13 protein-coding genes are annotated in these 15,672 nt (G+C 69.5%); 2 read left to right on the forward strand and 11 right to left on the reverse strand.

The window, feature by feature from the left end:
* Window positions 1–8 precede the first annotated feature (8 nt).
* The 4 genes from MAA44156_RS09875 to MAA44156_RS09890 all read right to left on the reverse strand — a co-directional run bounded on the left by MAA44156_RS09875 (window position 9) and on the right by MAA44156_RS09890 (window position 4,439).
* Window positions 9–1,109, reverse strand: coding sequence for a PDR/VanB family oxidoreductase (locus tag MAA44156_RS09875; RefSeq protein ID WP_023884069.1), 1,101 nt, complete (start codon window positions 1,107–1,109; stop codon window positions 9–11).
* Window positions 1,106–2,890: an SDR family oxidoreductase gene (locus tag MAA44156_RS09880; protein WP_009978026.1), complete on the reverse strand. Its 1,785-nt coding sequence runs from the start codon at window positions 2,888–2,890 to the stop codon at window positions 1,106–1,108. Before MAA44156_RS09880 ends, MAA44156_RS09875 begins: the two co-directional genes overlap by 4 nt.
* 3 nt (window positions 2,891–2,893) lie before the next feature.
* Entirely contained in the window at window positions 2,894–3,802 is a 909-nt protein-coding gene (locus MAA44156_RS09885; protein ID WP_009978028.1) for a metal-dependent hydrolase, read from the reverse strand.
* 175 nt (window positions 3,803–3,977) lie between these two features.
* Window positions 3,978–4,439, reverse strand: a complete 462-nt coding sequence (locus tag MAA44156_RS09890; protein WP_019734228.1) for an SRPBCC family protein — start codon at window positions 4,437–4,439, stop codon at window positions 3,978–3,980.
* A gap of 111 nt (window positions 4,440–4,550) precedes the next feature.
* Between MAA44156_RS09890 and ald the strand changes: the two genes are divergently transcribed.
* Complete coding sequence (ald, locus tag MAA44156_RS09895; protein ID WP_009978030.1) at window positions 4,551–5,672, forward strand: alanine dehydrogenase; 1,122 nt, start codon at window positions 4,551–4,553, stop codon at window positions 5,670–5,672.
* Here the strand turns inward: ald and MAA44156_RS09900 are convergent.
* The 5 genes from MAA44156_RS09900 to MAA44156_RS09920 form a co-directional block, all read right to left on the reverse strand.
* The gene (locus MAA44156_RS09900) at window positions 5,669–6,694 is read right to left on the reverse strand and encodes a nitronate monooxygenase (RefSeq protein ID WP_009978031.1); all 1,026 of its coding nucleotides are present in this window, start codon (window positions 6,692–6,694) and stop codon (window positions 5,669–5,671) included. The genes ald and MAA44156_RS09900 overlap by 4 nt on opposite strands.
* A 114-nt stretch (window positions 6,695–6,808) precedes the next feature.
* Entirely contained in the window at window positions 6,809–8,182 is a 1,374-nt protein-coding gene (locus tag MAA44156_RS09905) for a M16 family metallopeptidase (RefSeq protein WP_023879670.1), read from the reverse strand.
* Window positions 8,169–10,442 carry a polyribonucleotide nucleotidyltransferase gene (locus tag MAA44156_RS09910; protein WP_023879669.1) on the reverse strand — a complete coding sequence of 758 codons (2,274 nt, stop codon included), beginning with the start codon at window positions 10,440–10,442 and terminating at the stop codon, window positions 8,169–8,171. The genes MAA44156_RS09905 and MAA44156_RS09910 overlap by 14 nt, the downstream gene beginning before the upstream one ends.
* A 409-nt stretch (window positions 10,443–10,851) precedes the next feature.
* Entirely contained in the window at window positions 10,852–11,121 is a 270-nt protein-coding gene (gene rpsO / locus MAA44156_RS09915) for a 30S ribosomal protein S15 (RefSeq protein WP_003878661.1), read from the reverse strand.
* 134 nt (window positions 11,122–11,255) lie between these two features.
* A complete protein-coding gene (locus MAA44156_RS09920) occupies window positions 11,256–12,230 on the reverse strand; it encodes a bifunctional riboflavin kinase/FAD synthetase (RefSeq protein ID WP_003875161.1) in 975 nt (324 codons plus the stop codon).
* A 112-nt stretch (window positions 12,231–12,342) separates the two neighbouring features.
* Here MAA44156_RS09920 and mntR point away from each other — a divergent pair, with 112 nt between their 5' ends.
* A complete protein-coding gene (gene mntR / locus MAA44156_RS09925) occupies window positions 12,343–13,047 on the forward strand; it encodes a manganese-binding transcriptional regulator MntR (RefSeq protein ID WP_003875160.1) in 705 nt (234 codons plus the stop codon).
* A gap of 126 nt (window positions 13,048–13,173) precedes the next feature.
* Here the strand turns inward: mntR and MAA44156_RS09930 are convergent, their stop codons facing one another.
* The gene (locus tag MAA44156_RS09930) at window positions 13,174–14,430 is read right to left on the reverse strand and encodes an acyl-CoA dehydrogenase family protein (protein WP_009978035.1); all 1,257 of its coding nucleotides are present in this window, start codon (window positions 14,428–14,430) and stop codon (window positions 13,174–13,176) included.
* Window positions 14,431–14,437: 7 nt separating this feature from the next.
* On the reverse strand, window positions 14,438–15,628 hold the full coding sequence (locus MAA44156_RS09935) for a lipid-transfer protein (protein ID WP_009978037.1): 1,191 nt from the start codon (window positions 15,626–15,628) through the stop codon (window positions 14,438–14,440).
* Window positions 15,629–15,672: the final 44 nt, after the last annotated feature.

The raw sequence follows: 15,672 nt of genomic DNA on the forward strand, positions 1-15,672 counted from the left end.
CGACGCGCTCAGGCGTCGATGACCAGCCGCCCGCCGTCGGCGCGCGAGACGCAGACCAGCATGCCGTCCTGGCCCGGATCGGTGCGGCCACGGTGATCCACCTGTCCGGCAAGCACTTTCACCCGGCAGGTGCCGCAGAATCCTTGCCGGCACGAATACGGTGTCGTCGGGTCGCGGTCGAGCATGACGTCCAGCGCCGTCCGGTTCGCCGGCACGGTGAGCACCTGCCGTGATCGCGCCAACTCCAGCTCGAACGGGACACCGTCGACGACCGGCGCCGGGCTGAACCGCTCGTAATGCAGTGGCGCGCCGGCATGTTCGTTGCGGGCGATCCGGACGGCCTCGAGCATGGCACTCGGCCCGCACACGTAGACGGCCGTCGCCGGGCCGGCCGCCGCCAGCAGCTCCGCCGCGGTGGGAAACCGACCGTGCTCGTCGTCGGCCCACACCGTCACCCGCTGCGGGTCCACCGAAACCACCTCGTCGAGTAGCGGCATGTACTCGCGGCTGCGGCCGGTATAGATTGCGCGCCAATCGATTCCGCGCCGCGCGGCCACCCGGATCATCGGCAGGATGGGCGTCACCCCGATGCCGCCGATCACGAACAACACGTCGTGTTCCGCGGTGCCCAGGTAGAACGCGTTGCGTGGGCCCTCGAACTCCACGGTGTCGCCCACGCCGAACGCCTCGTGCATCTCGATCGATCCGCCGCCGCCGTCGGCGATGCGGCGCACCGCGATGCGGTACTCGCCGCGGTGGCCGGGCGGGCCACACAGCGAGTACTGCCGGCGCCGGCCCGAGGGCAACAGCACATCGATGTGCGCGCCCGGTGTCCAGGACGGCAGCAACCCGCCGTCGGGGGCGGCCACGGTCAACGCGACGACGTCGGGGGCGGCGAACTCGCGTTTGGCCACCACCGCGGTCAGCTTGCGCTGCACGGGTTTCACCCGCGCCGGGTGCCACCGCGACACCGAGGCGAAGCCCTCGAACACCGCGCGCACGCCCCACAGCACCGCGGTGAAGCGATCGTGGTCGCGCCGGCCGTACAGGTCGGCGGGTCTGCTGGCCCAGATGCTCGGCGGGCGCGACGCGGCCCGGCGGATGCTCATGTCTGCCGAATGTCCCAGCGCGCCAACAGCCGGATCGCGCCGGGGCTGATCCGGCGCAGCGCGTAGCCGATCCGCGACTCGGCGGCGATCGGCACCACCGCCGGGCCGGTCTTGATCGCCTTGACGATCGCCTTGGCGGTGGCCTCGGGCGTGAAGTTGCGGCGCCGGTAGGCGGCGTCGGCCCTGTCCCGCGCCCGCTCCTGCTGCTGGGCGCTCATGCCGGCGTAGATGGTGCTCTTGGCGATGTTGGTGTTGACGAATCCGGGGCACACCGCGGTGACGGTGATGCCCTCGTCGGCGAAGTCGGCCCGCAGTGATTCGCTGAGCGCCAGCACCGCCGCCTTGGTGGTGCCGTAGGCCACCATGGACTTCGACGGCAGGTAGGCCGCCGCCGAGGCCACGTTGATGATCGTTCCGCCCTGGCCGCGCTCGACCATCTGTGCCCCGAACGCCCTGCTGCCCCAGATGACGCCGCGGACGTTGACGCCCATGATGGCGTCCCAATTCGCCGGGCTGGTCTCCAGGAAACGCCCCGCCATGCCGATGCCGGCGTTGTTCACCAGGATGTCGACCACCCCGTGCTCGTTACGCACTTGGGCGGCAAGGTCGTTCATCGCGGCCTCGTCGCTGACGTCGACCTGGTAGACCGCGGCCCCGGCGCCCGCGGCGCGCACCGCGTCGGCGGTCTGGTCGGCGGCGGCCCGATCGCGGTCGACGATCACGACCTTGCGGGCGCCCTGACGGGCCAGTTCCACCGCCGTGGCCCTGCCGATCCCGGCGCCGGCCCCGGTGACCAGTGCGAGCCGGCCGCGGACCTCGCGGCGCTCGCCGGGCAGCTCACGGCGCTCGCCGGTCAGCTGGGGTGCGACCGCGCCGGCGGACTGCAAATCGACCCATTCGGTGGTGAGCCGGGCGATGACGTCCGGGCGCGAGGTCACCACCCAGTGGCCGCCCTCGATCTCGATCACCCTGGCGCGCTGGGGAATCGCGCCAGTGAACCGTTGCAGCGCGGGCGTGACGAAGACGTCCCGGCGCGGAACCAGGGTCTGCACCGGAACCGTCGTCTCGGGCAGCCGCGGTCCGGGCGCCAGCATCGGCGCGGGCATGTTCTGCCGGTACAGCTGCAGCCCGTTGAGGTAGTCCCGCAGCGACCGCCGCGTGTCCCGGCGTTGGCTCCGGGTGCTGGTGTGCCCGATACGCTCAAGGGCCGCAATGACTTTCACGCCGATCCCGGCGCGAAACGACAGTTCCGCCGCGCCCGGGCACAGGAAGAACCCGATGTAGCCCGAGGCGATCAGCTGCCGGACCACCCGGGCCACCGCCCGCGGGGTGCGCGCCGAACGCAGGAACGCCCCCGCGTAGTTCAGGTGCGGACCCGAAATCGAGGTGAATGACGCCACCTTGTCCATGACCGACTCGCCCGTGACCGCTTGGTCGGTGACGGCGGCCCAGGCCTGGATCGAACCCCAGTCGTGGGCCAGCAGGTGCACCCGCCCGACGCCCAGGCTGTCGATCACCGCACCGATGTCACGGACCAGCTGGGCGAACCCGTACCCGGAACGTGTTGCCGGACATGATGATTCACCGGCACCGCGCACGTCGTAGGCCACGAAGTTGTACGGCGCGCCGATCAGCTCGTCGGCCACCCCGTCCCAGACGTGATGGTTGTCGGGAAACCCGTGGATTGCCAGTATGGTTGGGCGCGCCGGGTCGATGTCGGTGTAGCGGTGCACCGCCAGGGTGACACCGTCGTCGGCGGTGATGGTCGACGTGACGGTCATCGGTCAGTGCGAGGCCCGGGCGGCGGGCGAGACGGCCAGGTAGTCGACGGCCCGCTGTAGCCCGCCGAGCTGCGAGGGGTGAAAGCCCGGCCGGTAGTAGTTGGCGACCGCCCGCACGAACCGCAGCGGCCCGGGCACCAGTCCGCGCCGCGCGGCCCGGAAGTAGTCCCGCCAGCGCGGTTTGGTGTGCGGCGGCAGATAGGGATCCCGCGAATACATGAACCGCACGCCGCGGATCCACAACAGCAACATGGCGGGCGTCACCACCAGCTGGGTGCGCACCTGCCGCCAGTAGCCGGCCCGCAGGTGCTTCATGGTGTCGAAGGCCACCGCCTTGTGTTCGACCTCTTCGGCGCCGTGCCAGCGCAGCATGTCCAGCATCACCGGATCGGTGCCGATCCGGTCGTGGGCCGGCGAGTCGAGAATCCACTCGCCGAGGATGGCGGTGTAGTGCTCGATGGCCGACACCAGCGAGATCTGCTCGAGCAGCCAGCTCTGCCGGCGGCGCGGGCTCCAATTGGGGCGGGGCCCCAGCAGCGTGCCGAACAGCCACTCGATCTGACCGGTGTAGGGGCGCAGGTCGATACCCCGGGCGGCGAAGTGGGCCAGCACATTGGCGTGCGCCCGAGAGTGCACGGCCTCCTGCCCGATGAATCCCTGGACGTCCAGCCGCAGCTGATCGTCCCGGATCAGCGGCAACGCCTGCTTGAACACCTCGACGAAGAACTGCTCGCCGGCGGGCAGCAGCAGGTGCAGCACGTTGAGCACATGGGTGGCGAACGGCTCGCCGGGCGCGTAGTGGAACGGCAGCTGCGCCCAGTCGAAGTCCACGTCGCGGGCCTCGAGAACCAGCCGCTCGTGGTCCACCGACGCGTCGTGCGGACCCGCCGCCTGGTTGTCGATGATCACCATGATGGCCCCCTACCTCGGCATTACCTCAGCGTTGCGCCGTCGTCGGCGGCGGCCGGCGACCCCGTCGCGCCGCGGGCGTCGCCCGGCACAAGCAGCGTCGCAAGTATAGGTCCGCGAACCCGGTATGCGAAACCGCCGGTACCGGGTTCTTGGGTGTCGATGAGGGCGCCGGCGACTACTCGGCCTCGGCGCGCTGCTTGAGCCGCTGCAGGGTGAGCCGGATGTGCTCGGCGTTGGCGCCCGCCCGATCGGTGACTCCGGTGGCCCTGCCGGCGACCTTGGCAAACCACCCAGGCCTGCGGTCCCAGGTGCTTTCGGTGACGTCGCAGCCGCCGTCGGTGCCGACGATGTCGTACTGCCAGCGCGCCACCGGAAAGACGGTGTGGCGCACGTCGAATGCGAAGCGGCGACCGGGTTCGGCGTCGGTGACGGTGCACTTGGTGCTCCAGCGCCGGCCGCCGTTTTGGTTGTGTCCGGTGAACACCGCGCCCGGGCGCGCCGCGTCGCCTTTGCGCCACTCCATCGCCACCGCCTCCTCGGCCAGCGACGCCAGGGTGGGCAGGTCGGTGATGAGCCGGTACACCACCTCGGGCCGGGCGTCGATGTGCACGGACGCAGAAACACTGGGGTCACTCATCGTCGGATCATATCCACCCGCTCTGTCCAGCGGGTATCCGTTTTCGGTCCGATTGCGGGCCCTCCGAAGTTTCTCCACACTTGAAAGGGAATCCGCGGACAAGGGGCGATCATGCGAGTCGGCGTACCGACCGAGACCAAGACCAACGAATTTCGCGTGGCCCTCACCCCCGCCGGCGTCGCCGAGTTGACCCGCCGCGGCCACGAGGTGCTGGTGCAAAGCGGCGCCGGCGAGGGGTCGTCGATCCCCGACTCCGAGTTCAAGGCGGCCGGCGCCCAACTGGCCGACACCGCCGAACAGGTCTGGGCCGACGCGGAGCTGCTGCTCAAGGTGAAGGAACCGGTGCCGACCGAGTATGACCTGTTGCGGCGCAACCAGATTCTGTTCACCTTTCTGCATCTGGCCGCCTCGCGTGCCTGCACCGAGGCGCTGTTGACCTCCGGCACGACGTCGATCGCCTACGAGACGGTGCAAACCGCGGACGGCACCCTGCCGTTGCTGGCCCCGATGAGCGAGGTGGCCGGCCGGCTGTCCGCTCAGGTGGGCGCCTACCACCTGATGCGCACCCACGGCGGGCGCGGCGTGCTGATGGGCGGGGTGCCGGGGGTCAAGCCCGCCGATGTCGTGGTGGTCGGGGCGGGCACGGCCGGCTACAACGCGGCCCGGGTCGCCGGCGGGATGGGAGCCATGGTCACGGTTCTCGACGTCAACATCAACAAGCTTCGGCTGCTCGACGCCGAGTTCGGCGGCCAGGTCCGCACCCGGTATTCGTCGGCCTACGACCTGGAGGGCACCGTCAAGCGCGCCGACCTGGTCATCGGCGCGGTGCTGCTACCCGGCGCCAAGGCCCCCAACTTGATCTCGAATTCGCTTGTCGCGCAGATGAAGTCGGGCGCGGTGCTGGTGGACATCTCCATCGACCAGGGCGGCTGCTTCGAGGACTCCCGGCCGACCACGCACGACGACCCGACCTTCGCCGTGCACGACACGGTGTTCTACTGCGTGGCGAACATGCCCAGCGCGGTGCCCAAGACGTCGACGGTGGCGCTGACCAACGCCACCATGCCCTACGTGCTGGCCCTGGCCGACCGCGGCTGGCGTGCGGCGTGCCGCTCGGATCATGCTCTGGCCAAAGGGCTTTCGACACATGACGGTGCGCTGCTGTCGCAGCAGGTGGCCGCCGACCTCGGTCTGCCGTGCACCGACCCGGCCGGCGTGCTGCAGCAGGACTAACCGGTGGCGGCCAGGCCGGCGATGATATCGGCCGCGGGGCCGGCGCTGGCGTGCTTGAACGCCGCCCCCGCCCACAGCGGTATCCCGTTGGGGTCCTCGATGGCGGCGGCCGCCTCGACGATGGGTGTGGTCATCTGGTTCACCTCGGGATAGCCGAGCGGCGCCACGTGGTCGAGCATGCGGGTGAAGTCGTTCTCCAGCCCTCGTGCGTAGCGGCCCGAAAACGCCCGGGTGACAACGGTGGTGGCGAACAGCGGGTTCTTCAGGGCGGTGCGGTGCGCCGCATTGGTGCCGGCCTCGTCGGCGAGCAGCAGCGCGGTGCCGACCTGGGCGGCCACCGCGCCCCGGCGCAGCGCCGCGCCGACCTCGTCGGCGGTGCCGAGCCCGCCGGCGGCGATGATCGGGATGTCGTGGGCGTGCCGGATGCGGTCGATGAGCTGGTGCAGCGACTCGTTGGCCGGCTCCATGTCCGGAGCGAAGGTGCCGCGATGCCCGCCGGCCGCAGGACCCTGGACCACCAGGCTGTCCGCGCCGGCGGCGACGGCCACGCCCGCCTCGTAGGCGGACGTCACCGTGACCATCACCAGCAGGCCCAGCGCGCCCAGCCGCCGGATCACGTCGGGCGGCGGGACGCCGAAGGTGAACGACACCAGCTCGGGCCGGACGTCGGCGACCACCTCGAGCTTCTGCTCCCACCCGTCGTCGTCGCCGTAGCGCGGGTGGCCGACCTCCACCTGGTAGTGCTCGGCGATCTCTTCCAGTTCCGCCGCGTAGTAGTCCAGGGCCACCCAGTCGGCGACGCTGGGCTGGGGCACGAACAGGTTCACCCCGAGCGGGCCGGTGGTGGCCTTGCGCGCCGCGGCGATGTCGTCGGCGAATTGTTCGGCGCTGACGTAGCCGCCGGGGACGAAGCCGAGCCCGCCGGCGTTGGACACCGCCGCGGCCAACGCGGGGGTGCCGGGCCCGCCGGCCATCGGCGCGCCGACGATGGGCACCGTGATGTCCCAGAAGCCCAGCACCATTGGGTTACTCCGGCGACGGCGAGCGCCGGCACGGCGCGAGCGAGGAGGCGGACATTGGCTTACTCCGGCGACGGCGAGCGCCGGCACGGCGCGAGTAAGGAGGCGGACATTGGCTTACCGTACCATCGCCCGAAGTTGTTGGGGCAGTGACCGTTTGGTGCCATACGGGCCCAGGACCGCGGCACCGTAGCGCTGCGTGAGCAGCCGGCGGGCGATCGCGTTGACCTCGTCGACGCTCACCCGGTCGATTTGCGCCAGGGTGTGCTCGATGCTGCGGTGCCGGCCGTAGTTGAGTTCGTTGCGGCCCAGCCGGCTCATCCGCGAGCCGGAGTCCTCCAGACCCAGCACCAGGCAGCCGCGCAGCGAGCCCTTGGCGATCCGGCATTCCGACTCGGTGATGCCGTCGCGGGCCACCGACTCGAGCACGCCGCTGGTCACCGCCATCACCTCGGCGAAGCGTTCCGGTTGGCAGGCGGCGTACACCGACAGTGCGCCGCTGTCGGCGAAGATGTCCACCGTCGAGTAGACCGAGTAGGCCAGCCCGCGCAGCTCCCGGATCTCTTGGAACAGCCGCGAACTCAGGCCCCCGCCCAGCGCGGTGTGCAGTACCGACAGCGCCCAGCGATGCTGCCAGCCGCGCCCGGGCGTGCGCACCCCCAGCGACACGTGCGTCTGCTCGGCGTCCCGGGTGCCCAGCAGCAGCCCGGGCCGGCCGTTCACCCGTCCGGCGCCCTTGCGCGGCGCGATCGGTTGCCGCCCGCGGACCAGGTGCGGCCCGAAGTGCTCGCGCACCATCGCCACCACCTCGTCGTGGTCGACGTTGCCGGCCACCGCCACCACCATCCGTTCGGGTGTGTAGCGGCGGACGTGAAACGAGTGCAGCTGCGTCCGCGTCATCGACGCGACCGACCGCGCGGTGCCGATGACCGGCCGGCCCACCGGGTGGTCGCCGAACAGCGCGCCCAGGAACATGTCCCCCAGCGCGTCCTCGGGGTCGTCGTCGCGCATCGCGATCTCTTCCAGCACGACGTCACGCTCGAGTTCGACGTCCTCGGCGGCGCAGCGGCCGTTGAGCACCACGTCGGCGACCAGGTCGACGGCCAGTTCCAGGTCGGCGTCCAGCACGTGCGCGTAGTAGCAGGTGTGTTCCTTGGCGGTGAACGCGTTCAGTTCTCCCCCGACGGCGTCCATCGCCTGCGCGATGTCCACCGCGGTGCGGGTGGGCGTGGACTTGAACAGCAGGTGCTCGAGGAAGTGCGCGGCGCCGGCCACGGTGGCACCCTCGTCGCGGGAGCCGACGCCGACCCACACCCCGACCGAGGCGGACCGCACCGCGGGCAGGTACTCGGTGACCACCCGCAGGCCGCCGGGCAGCGTGCTGCGCCGCAGGGCGGCGTGCGGGTGCGGTTGCGCCTCGACGACCTTGCCGGCGCGCAGGGCGCCGGTCGATGAGTCAGCTGCTCGCCTTCTGCTGTCAGCTGGTGGCATCGGCAGGGGCGGCCGCCGGGGTGTCGGCGGGTGCCGAGTTGTCTTCCTCCACCAGGACCAGCGAGATCTTGCCGCGCTTGTCGATGTCGGCGATCTCCACGCGCAGCTTGTCGCCGACGTTCACCACGTCCTCGACCTTGGCGATGCGCTTGCCCTTGCCGAGTTTGGAGATGTGCACCAGGCCGTCACGCCCGGGCAGCAGCGACACGAACGCGCCGAAATCCGTTGTCTTGACCACGGTTCCGAGGAACCGCTCACCGACGGTGGGCAGCTGCGGGTTGGCGATGGCGTTGATCCGGTCGATCGCGGCCTGCGCCGACGGGCCGTCGGTGGCCCCGACGAACACGGTGCCGTCGTCCTCGATGGAGATCTGGGCGCCGGTCTCCTCGGTGATGGCGTTGATGATCTTGCCCTTGGGGCCGATCACCTCGCCGATCTTGTCCACCGGGACCCGGATGGTGGTGACCCGCGGCGCGTACGGGCTCATCTCGTCGGGCTCGTCGATGGCCTCGGCCATCACCTCGAGGATGATCAGGCGGGCATCCTTGGCCTGGCTCAGCGCCCCGGCCAGCACCTGCGACGGGATGCCGTCGAGCTTGGTGTCCAGCTGCAGCGCGGTGACGAAGTCCTTGGTGCCGGCCACCTTGAAGTCCATGTCGCCGAACGCGTCCTCGGCGCCCAGGATGTCGGTCAGGGTGACGAAGCGGCGCTCAAGCGATTTTGTGCCGTCTCCCGCCTCAACTTCTATGTCGTCGGACACCAGGCCCATCGCGATGCCGGCCACCGGCGCCTTGAGCGGCACCCCGGCGTTGAGCAGCGCCAGCGTGGACGCGCAGACCGAGCCCATCGACGTCGAGCCGTTGGAGCCCAGCGCCTCGGACACTTGCCGGATGGCGTACGGGAAGTCCTCGAGGCTCGGCAGCACCGGCACCAGGGCACGCTCGGCCAGCGCGCCGTGGCCGATCTCGCGGCGCTTGGGCGAGCCCACCCGGCCGGTCTCGCCGGTGGAGAACGGCGGGAAATTGTAGTGGTGCATATAGCGTTTCGTGGTCTCGGGCCCCAGCGAGTCGATCTGCTGGGCCATCTTGACCATGTCCAGCGTGGTCACCCCCAGGATCTGGGTTTCACCGCGCTGGAACAGCGCGCTGCCGTGTGCCCGCGGAACCACGGCGACCTCGGCGGACAGCGCGCGGATGTCGGTGATGCCGCGGCCGTCGATGCGGAAGTGGTCGGTCAGGATGCGCTGGCGCACCAGCTTTTTGGTCAGCGAGCGGAACGCGGCGCTGACCTCTTTCTCGCGGCCCTCATAGGTTTCGGCCAGCCGGGCCAGCACCTCGGCCTTGAGCTCGTCGGTGCGCGCGTCGCGTTCGGCCTTGCCGCCGATGGTCAGCGCCTTGGACAGCTCGTCGGTGGCCACCGACGCCACCGAGTAGTAGACGTCGTCGCCGTAGTCGGGGAAGGTCGGGTAGTCGCTGGTGGGCCTGGCGGCCTTGTCGGCGAGCTCCTGCTGCGCGGTGCACAGCACCTCGATGAACGGTTTGGCGGCCTCAAGGCCTTGGGCCACAACGGTTTCCGTGGGCGCCTGGGCGCCGCCGTCGATGAGTTCGATGACGTTGGAGGTGGCCTCGGCCTCGACCATCATGATGGCGACGTCGGGCCCGTCGGCGCCGTCGACCTTGCGGCCGGCCACCACCATGTCGAACACCGCGCGCTCGAGCTGCTCGACCGTCGGGAACGCCACCCAGGTGCCGTCGATCAGCGCCACCCGCACCCCGCCGATGGGGCCGGAGAACGGCAGACCGCCCAGCTGGGTGGAGGCCGACGCGGCGTTGATCGCCAGCACGTCATACAGGTCGTTGGGGTCCAGGCTCAAAATCGTGACGACGACCTGGATTTCGTTGCGCAGGCCGTCGACGAACGACGGCCGCAGCGGGCGGTCGATGAGCCGGCAGGTCAGGATGGCGTCGGTGGAGGGGCGACCCTCGCGGCGGAAGAACGAGCCGGGGATGCGGCCCGCGGCGTACATCCGCTCCTCGACGTCGACGGTGAGCGGGAAGAAGTCGAAGTGCTCCTTGGGGCTCTTGCTGGCGGTGGTCGCCGACAACAGCATGTTCTCGTCGTCGAGGTAGGCGACGACGGCGCCGGCAGCCTGCTGGGCCAACCGGCCGGTCTCGAAGCGGATGGTGCGGGTGCCGAAGCTCCCGTTGTCGATGGTGGCGGTCGCCTCGAACACGCCTTCTTCAATTTCAGCGACAGACATAGACGTCCGTACGGCCTCTCTTATTCGGCTGTTTCGCGTCATCACGCGCAACTGGAGAGGGTTTGCAGGATCACTCACCGACCCGAATGGGCCTGCGAGCCACCCGCGGAGCTTTTCGAGGAGCCAGTCTGTATGCGGCTACGGCCATCGATCGAAGCGGCCGACCTGCTCCAGATCCGGAGAGCCCGGCAGCCACTACCGAAGACCGCCCGATGCAGACCGGGCTGCTCCCTCGAAGGTGCCCCCTCGAAAGGTGCGTAGTGACACGCTGGAACGGCACACGCGGATCTGCGTGACCGCACCGGTTGCTCGGGCCGAATCGGCCCAGAACGTCCTCACTCTACACGGGCGGGGCGCACCCGCCAGCATCGCCGGCGGAATCGGTTGTTCGTGCGCGGCCGCTACCGGGTCAGCGGCGCAGGCCCAGCCGCTCGACCAGCGAGCGGTACCGCTCGACGTCGATCTGGGCGACGTACTTGAGCAGCCGCCGGCGCCGCCCGACCAGCAGCAGCAGTCCGCGCCGCGAGTGGTGGTCGTGCTTGTGCACCTTCAGGTGCTCGGTCAGGTCGGCGATCCGCTTGGTCAGCAGCGCGACCTGCGCCTCCGGGGAGCCCGTGTCGGTGTCATGCAGGCCGTAGGTGCCCAGGATTTCTTTCTTCTGCTCGGCTGTCAGCGCCACGAAATTGTCTCCATCGATCGGTCCGCGATAATCACGAGTTCAGGCGCGGCCACCGCGAACCGCAGCACGCGCCGATGTCGTCGGGCAGTCTAGCAGCGCCGGGACCGGCGGGCATAAACGCTGGTCTGCGAACCTCAGCCCGCGGATAGCAGCTGACGCGCCCGCTCGGTGTCCTGGCCCATGGCGACGACGAGGTCGTCGACCGAGTCGAACTTGTGCTGGCCGCGGATGCGGGCGACGAAATCCAGCGCGACGTGCTGCCCGTACAGGTCGGCCTGGGTGTCCAGGACGAACGCCTCGACGGTGCGGGTGCGCCCGGAGAAGGTCGGGTTGGTGCCCACCGATACCGCCGCCTGGTAGCGCTCACCCGGGATGACGGTGCCGGTCACCGGCCCGTGGCCCAGCACGGTGAACCAGGCGGCGTAGACCCCGTCGGCGGGGATCGCCGAATACATCGGCGGGGCCACGTTGGCCGTCGGGAAGCCCAGTTGGATCCCCCGCCCCTCGCCGCGGACGACGACGCCCTCCACCCGGTGCGGACGGCCCAGCGCCTCCATGGCCGCCACCACGTCGCCGGCGTCCACACAGGACCGGATGTAGGTCGAGGAGAACGTCACGGTCTGGTTGCTGTGGTGCTCGGACAGCAGCGACATCGCCTCCACGGCGAACCCGAACCGCTCGCCGGCCCGCCGCAGCGTCTCCACGTTGCCGGTCGCCTTCTTGCCGAAGGTGAAGTTCTCCCCCACCACCACCTCGACCACGTGCAGGTTCTCCACCAGCAGCTCGTGCACGTAGCGGTCCGGGGTGAGTTTCATGAAGTCGGTGGTGAACGGCATCACCAGGAAAACGTCGATGCCCAGCTCCTCGACCAGCTCGGCGCGCCGGGTCAGCGTCGTCAACTGGGCGGGATGGCTGCCCGGGTAGACCACTTCCATCGGGTGCGGGTCGAACGTCATCAACACCGTCGGCACGTTGCGGGCCCGCCCCGCCTTGACCGCGTGCGCGATCAGCTCGGCGTGGCCGCGGTGCACACCGTCGAACACGCCGATGGTCAGCACACACCTGCCCCAGTCCGTGGGTATCTCGTCTTGGCCGCGCCACCGCTGCACGCCCGCAAGCCTACGGCGCGCGGCCGCCCGCCGGGAGGTCCGCGGCGCGCAACGCCGGGCGAGGTGGCGGGGAACACGCCGGATCGAGGTTGGGTTGCCTAAACTTTCTCCTGTGAGGGCTGACGAAGAGCGTGGCGGTCTCACCGCGGTCGGCCAGGACTACCTCAAGGCCATCTGGAATGCCCAGGAGTGGTCGCCCGAGGGTGCGCCGCAGAAGGTCAGCACCAAGATGCTGGCCGAGAAGATCGGGGTGTCGGCCAGCACCGCCTCCGAGTCGATCCGCAAACTCGCCGAACAGGGGCTGGTCGACCACGAGAAGTACGGCGCGGTGACCCTGACCGAGGCGGGCCGGCGCGCGGCGCTTGAGATGGTGCGCCGGCACCGGCTGCTGGAGACCTTCCTGGTCAACGAGCTGGGCTACGCCTGGGACGAGGTGCACGACGAGGCGGAGGTGCTCGAGCACGCGGTGTCGGACCGCCTGGTGGCGCGCATCGACGCCAAACTCGGCTTCCCGCAGCGCGACCCGCACGGTGACCCGATACCGGCCACCGACGGCCAGGTGCCCACGCCGCCGGCCCGTCAGCTGTGGGCGTGCGGCGACGGCGACACCGGGACGGTGGCCCGCATCTCCGACGCCGACTCGGAGATGCTGCGCTATTTCACCGACGTCGGCATCAACCTCGACTCGCGGCTGCGGGTGCTGACCCGCCGCGAGTTCGCCGGCATGATCTCGGTGGCGATCGAGTCCGGCGACGGCGCCGAGACGACGGTGGACCTGGGCAGCCCCGCCGCCCGGGCGATCTGGGTAACGGCATAACTCGCCTTTTGAGCCCTCGCGCTTTCGCGCCGCGCCTCGCGCCCCGCCGAGCGTGCACTGGTTGCGATTCCGCCGCCGTTTTTTCGCGCTCAGTGCACGTTCGGCGGCCAGGTCGGCGCGACGGACTCAGCTCGACAGCAGACCCTTGGCGATGTGGGTGACCTGGACCTCGTTGCTGCCGGCGTAGATCATCAGTGATTTGGCGTCGCGGGCCAGCTGCTCCACCCGGTACTCGGCCATGTAGCCGTTGCCGCCGAACAGCTGCACGGCCTCCATCGCCACCTCGGTGGCCGCCTCCGACGAGTACAGCTTGATTGCCGAGGCCTCGGCCAGCGTCAGCGGTTTACCCGCCTGCTGGCGTTCGATGGTGTGAAAGACCATGTTCTGCACGTTCATTCGGGCGATCTCCATCTTGGCCAGCTTGAGCTGGATCAGCTGGAACTGCCCAATGTTCTTGCCCCACAACGTCCTGCTCTTGGCGTAATCGACGCACAGTCGGTGGCATTCGTCGATGATGCCCAGCGCCATCATCGCGATCCCGATCCGCTCGGCGGCGAAATTGGCCCGGGCGCTGTCGCGGCCGTCGCCTTCGGCGTGCTGTTCGCTCTCGCCGAGCAGACGATCCGGGGTCAGCCGCACGTTGTCGAAGAACAGCTCGCCCGTCGGCGAGGACATCATGCCCATCTTCTTGAACGGCTTGCCCTGGGTCAGGCCCGGCATGCCCGCATCGAGCACGAAGACCAGCACCGAGCGGTTGCGCTTGTCCACCGACGGGTCGCCCTCGTCGAGTTTGGCGTAAACCACGAGCACGTCGGCGTAGGGCCCGTTGGTGATGAAGGTCTTCTGCCCGTTGAGGATGTAGGCCCCATCTCCGTCGCCGGAGCGCCGGACTGAGGTCTTCATGCCGCCGAACGCATCCGAGCCCGAGTCCGGCTCCGTGATCGCCCACGCCGCAATCTTTTCCAGCGTCATCAGCTCGGGCAGCCAGCGCTCTTTTTGGGCCAGCGTCCCGCGGCTGGCGATGGTGGCCGCGCCCAGGCCCAGGCTGACCGACGCGGTGGACAGCAATCCGATGCTGACCCGAGCGATCTCGGAGACCAGCACCGCGATCATCGAGCCTTGCGCGCCGCCGCCGCTGAATTCGTTTGCGGCGCCTGAGCTGTCGCCATTTTCGTCGGCTCCGCTACGCTCGCGGTCCAGCATCTTCTTGACCGCCTCGGCGGCCATGGTGTCGAGGCCGAACTGGCTGAACAGCTTGCGCGCGATCGGATAGGGCGACATCGCGCCGCTTTCCAATTCGTCCAGGTGCGGCCGGATCTCCTTGTCCACGAATTGCCGGACGGCGTCGCGGACCATCAGGTCGGTGTCGGACCATTCGATCATGGCGCGCTTAGCGTTCGGCGCGCTGGTAGGCGGTGACGACGGCCGCGCCACCCAGCCCGATGTTGTGTTGCAGTGCGGCGCTGACGTTTTCGACCTGACGTTTGTCCGCGGTGCCGCGCAGCTGCCAGGTCAGCTCGGCGCATTGCGCCAGCCCGGTGGCGCCCAGCGGGTGCCCCTTGGAGATCAGGCCGCCGGACGGGTTGACCACCCAGCGCCCGCCGTAGGTGGTGTCGCCGTTGTCGATCAGCTTGGGCGCCTCGCCCGGGCCGCACAAGCCGAGGGCTTCATAGAGCAGAAGTTCGTTGGCCGAGAAGCAGTCGTGCAGCTCGATCACCTGGAAATCCTGCGGCCCCAACCCGGATTGGTCGTAAACCTGTTGCGCGGCTTGGACGTTCATGTCGTAGCCGATGAGGTTCTTCGCGCTGCCGTCGAACGTCGAGGCGAAGTCGGTGGTCATGGCCTGGCCGACGATCTCCACCGCCTGGCCGGCCAGCCCGTGCTTGTCGACGAACGCCTCGCTGGCCAGGATCGCCGCGCCCGAGCCGTCCGAGGTGGGCGAGCACTGCAGCTTGGTCAGCGGATCGGAGATCATCCGCGCGGCCAGGATGTCCTCGAGCGTGTAGGACTCCTGGAACTGAGCGAACGGGTTGTTCACCGAATGCTTGTGGTTCTTATAGCCGATCTTGGCGAAATGCTCTGCGGTGCTGCCGTATTGGCGCATGTGCTCGCGGCCGGCGGCGCCGAACATCCACGGCGCGACGGGCATGGCGAACTCGTCGATCTCGGCCATCGCCTTGACGTGGCGGCCCATCGGCGATTCGCGGTCCTGGGCGCCGCCGCCCAGCGAGCCCGGTTGCATCTTCTCGAAACCCAGCGCGATCGCGCAGTCGACGAGCCCGCCGCGGATGGCCTGGGCGGCCAGGAAGAGCGCGGTCGAACCGGTGGAGCAGTTGTTGTTGACGTTGACGATCGGGATGCCGGTCATGCCCAGCTCGTAGAGCGCGCGCTGGCCGGACGTCGAGTCGCCGGCGACGTAGCCGACGTAGCCCTGCTGCACCTCGCGGTAGTCGATGCCGGCGTCGGCCAGCGCGTTGGTCCCCGACTCGCGCGCCATGCCCGGATAGTCCCAGCCCTCGCGGCGGCCGGGCTTCTCGAATTTCGTCATGCCGACGCCGACGACGTAAACCTTGTTGGACATCTTTGTCCCCTTCCCAACGGCTCAGGCTCTCAGTGTGCAACGTG

The sequence above is a fragment of the Mycobacterium avium subsp. avium genome (assembly GCF_009741445.1).
In the GTDB taxonomy this organism is placed as follows: Bacteria; Actinomycetota; Actinomycetes; order Mycobacteriales; family Mycobacteriaceae; genus Mycobacterium; species Mycobacterium avium.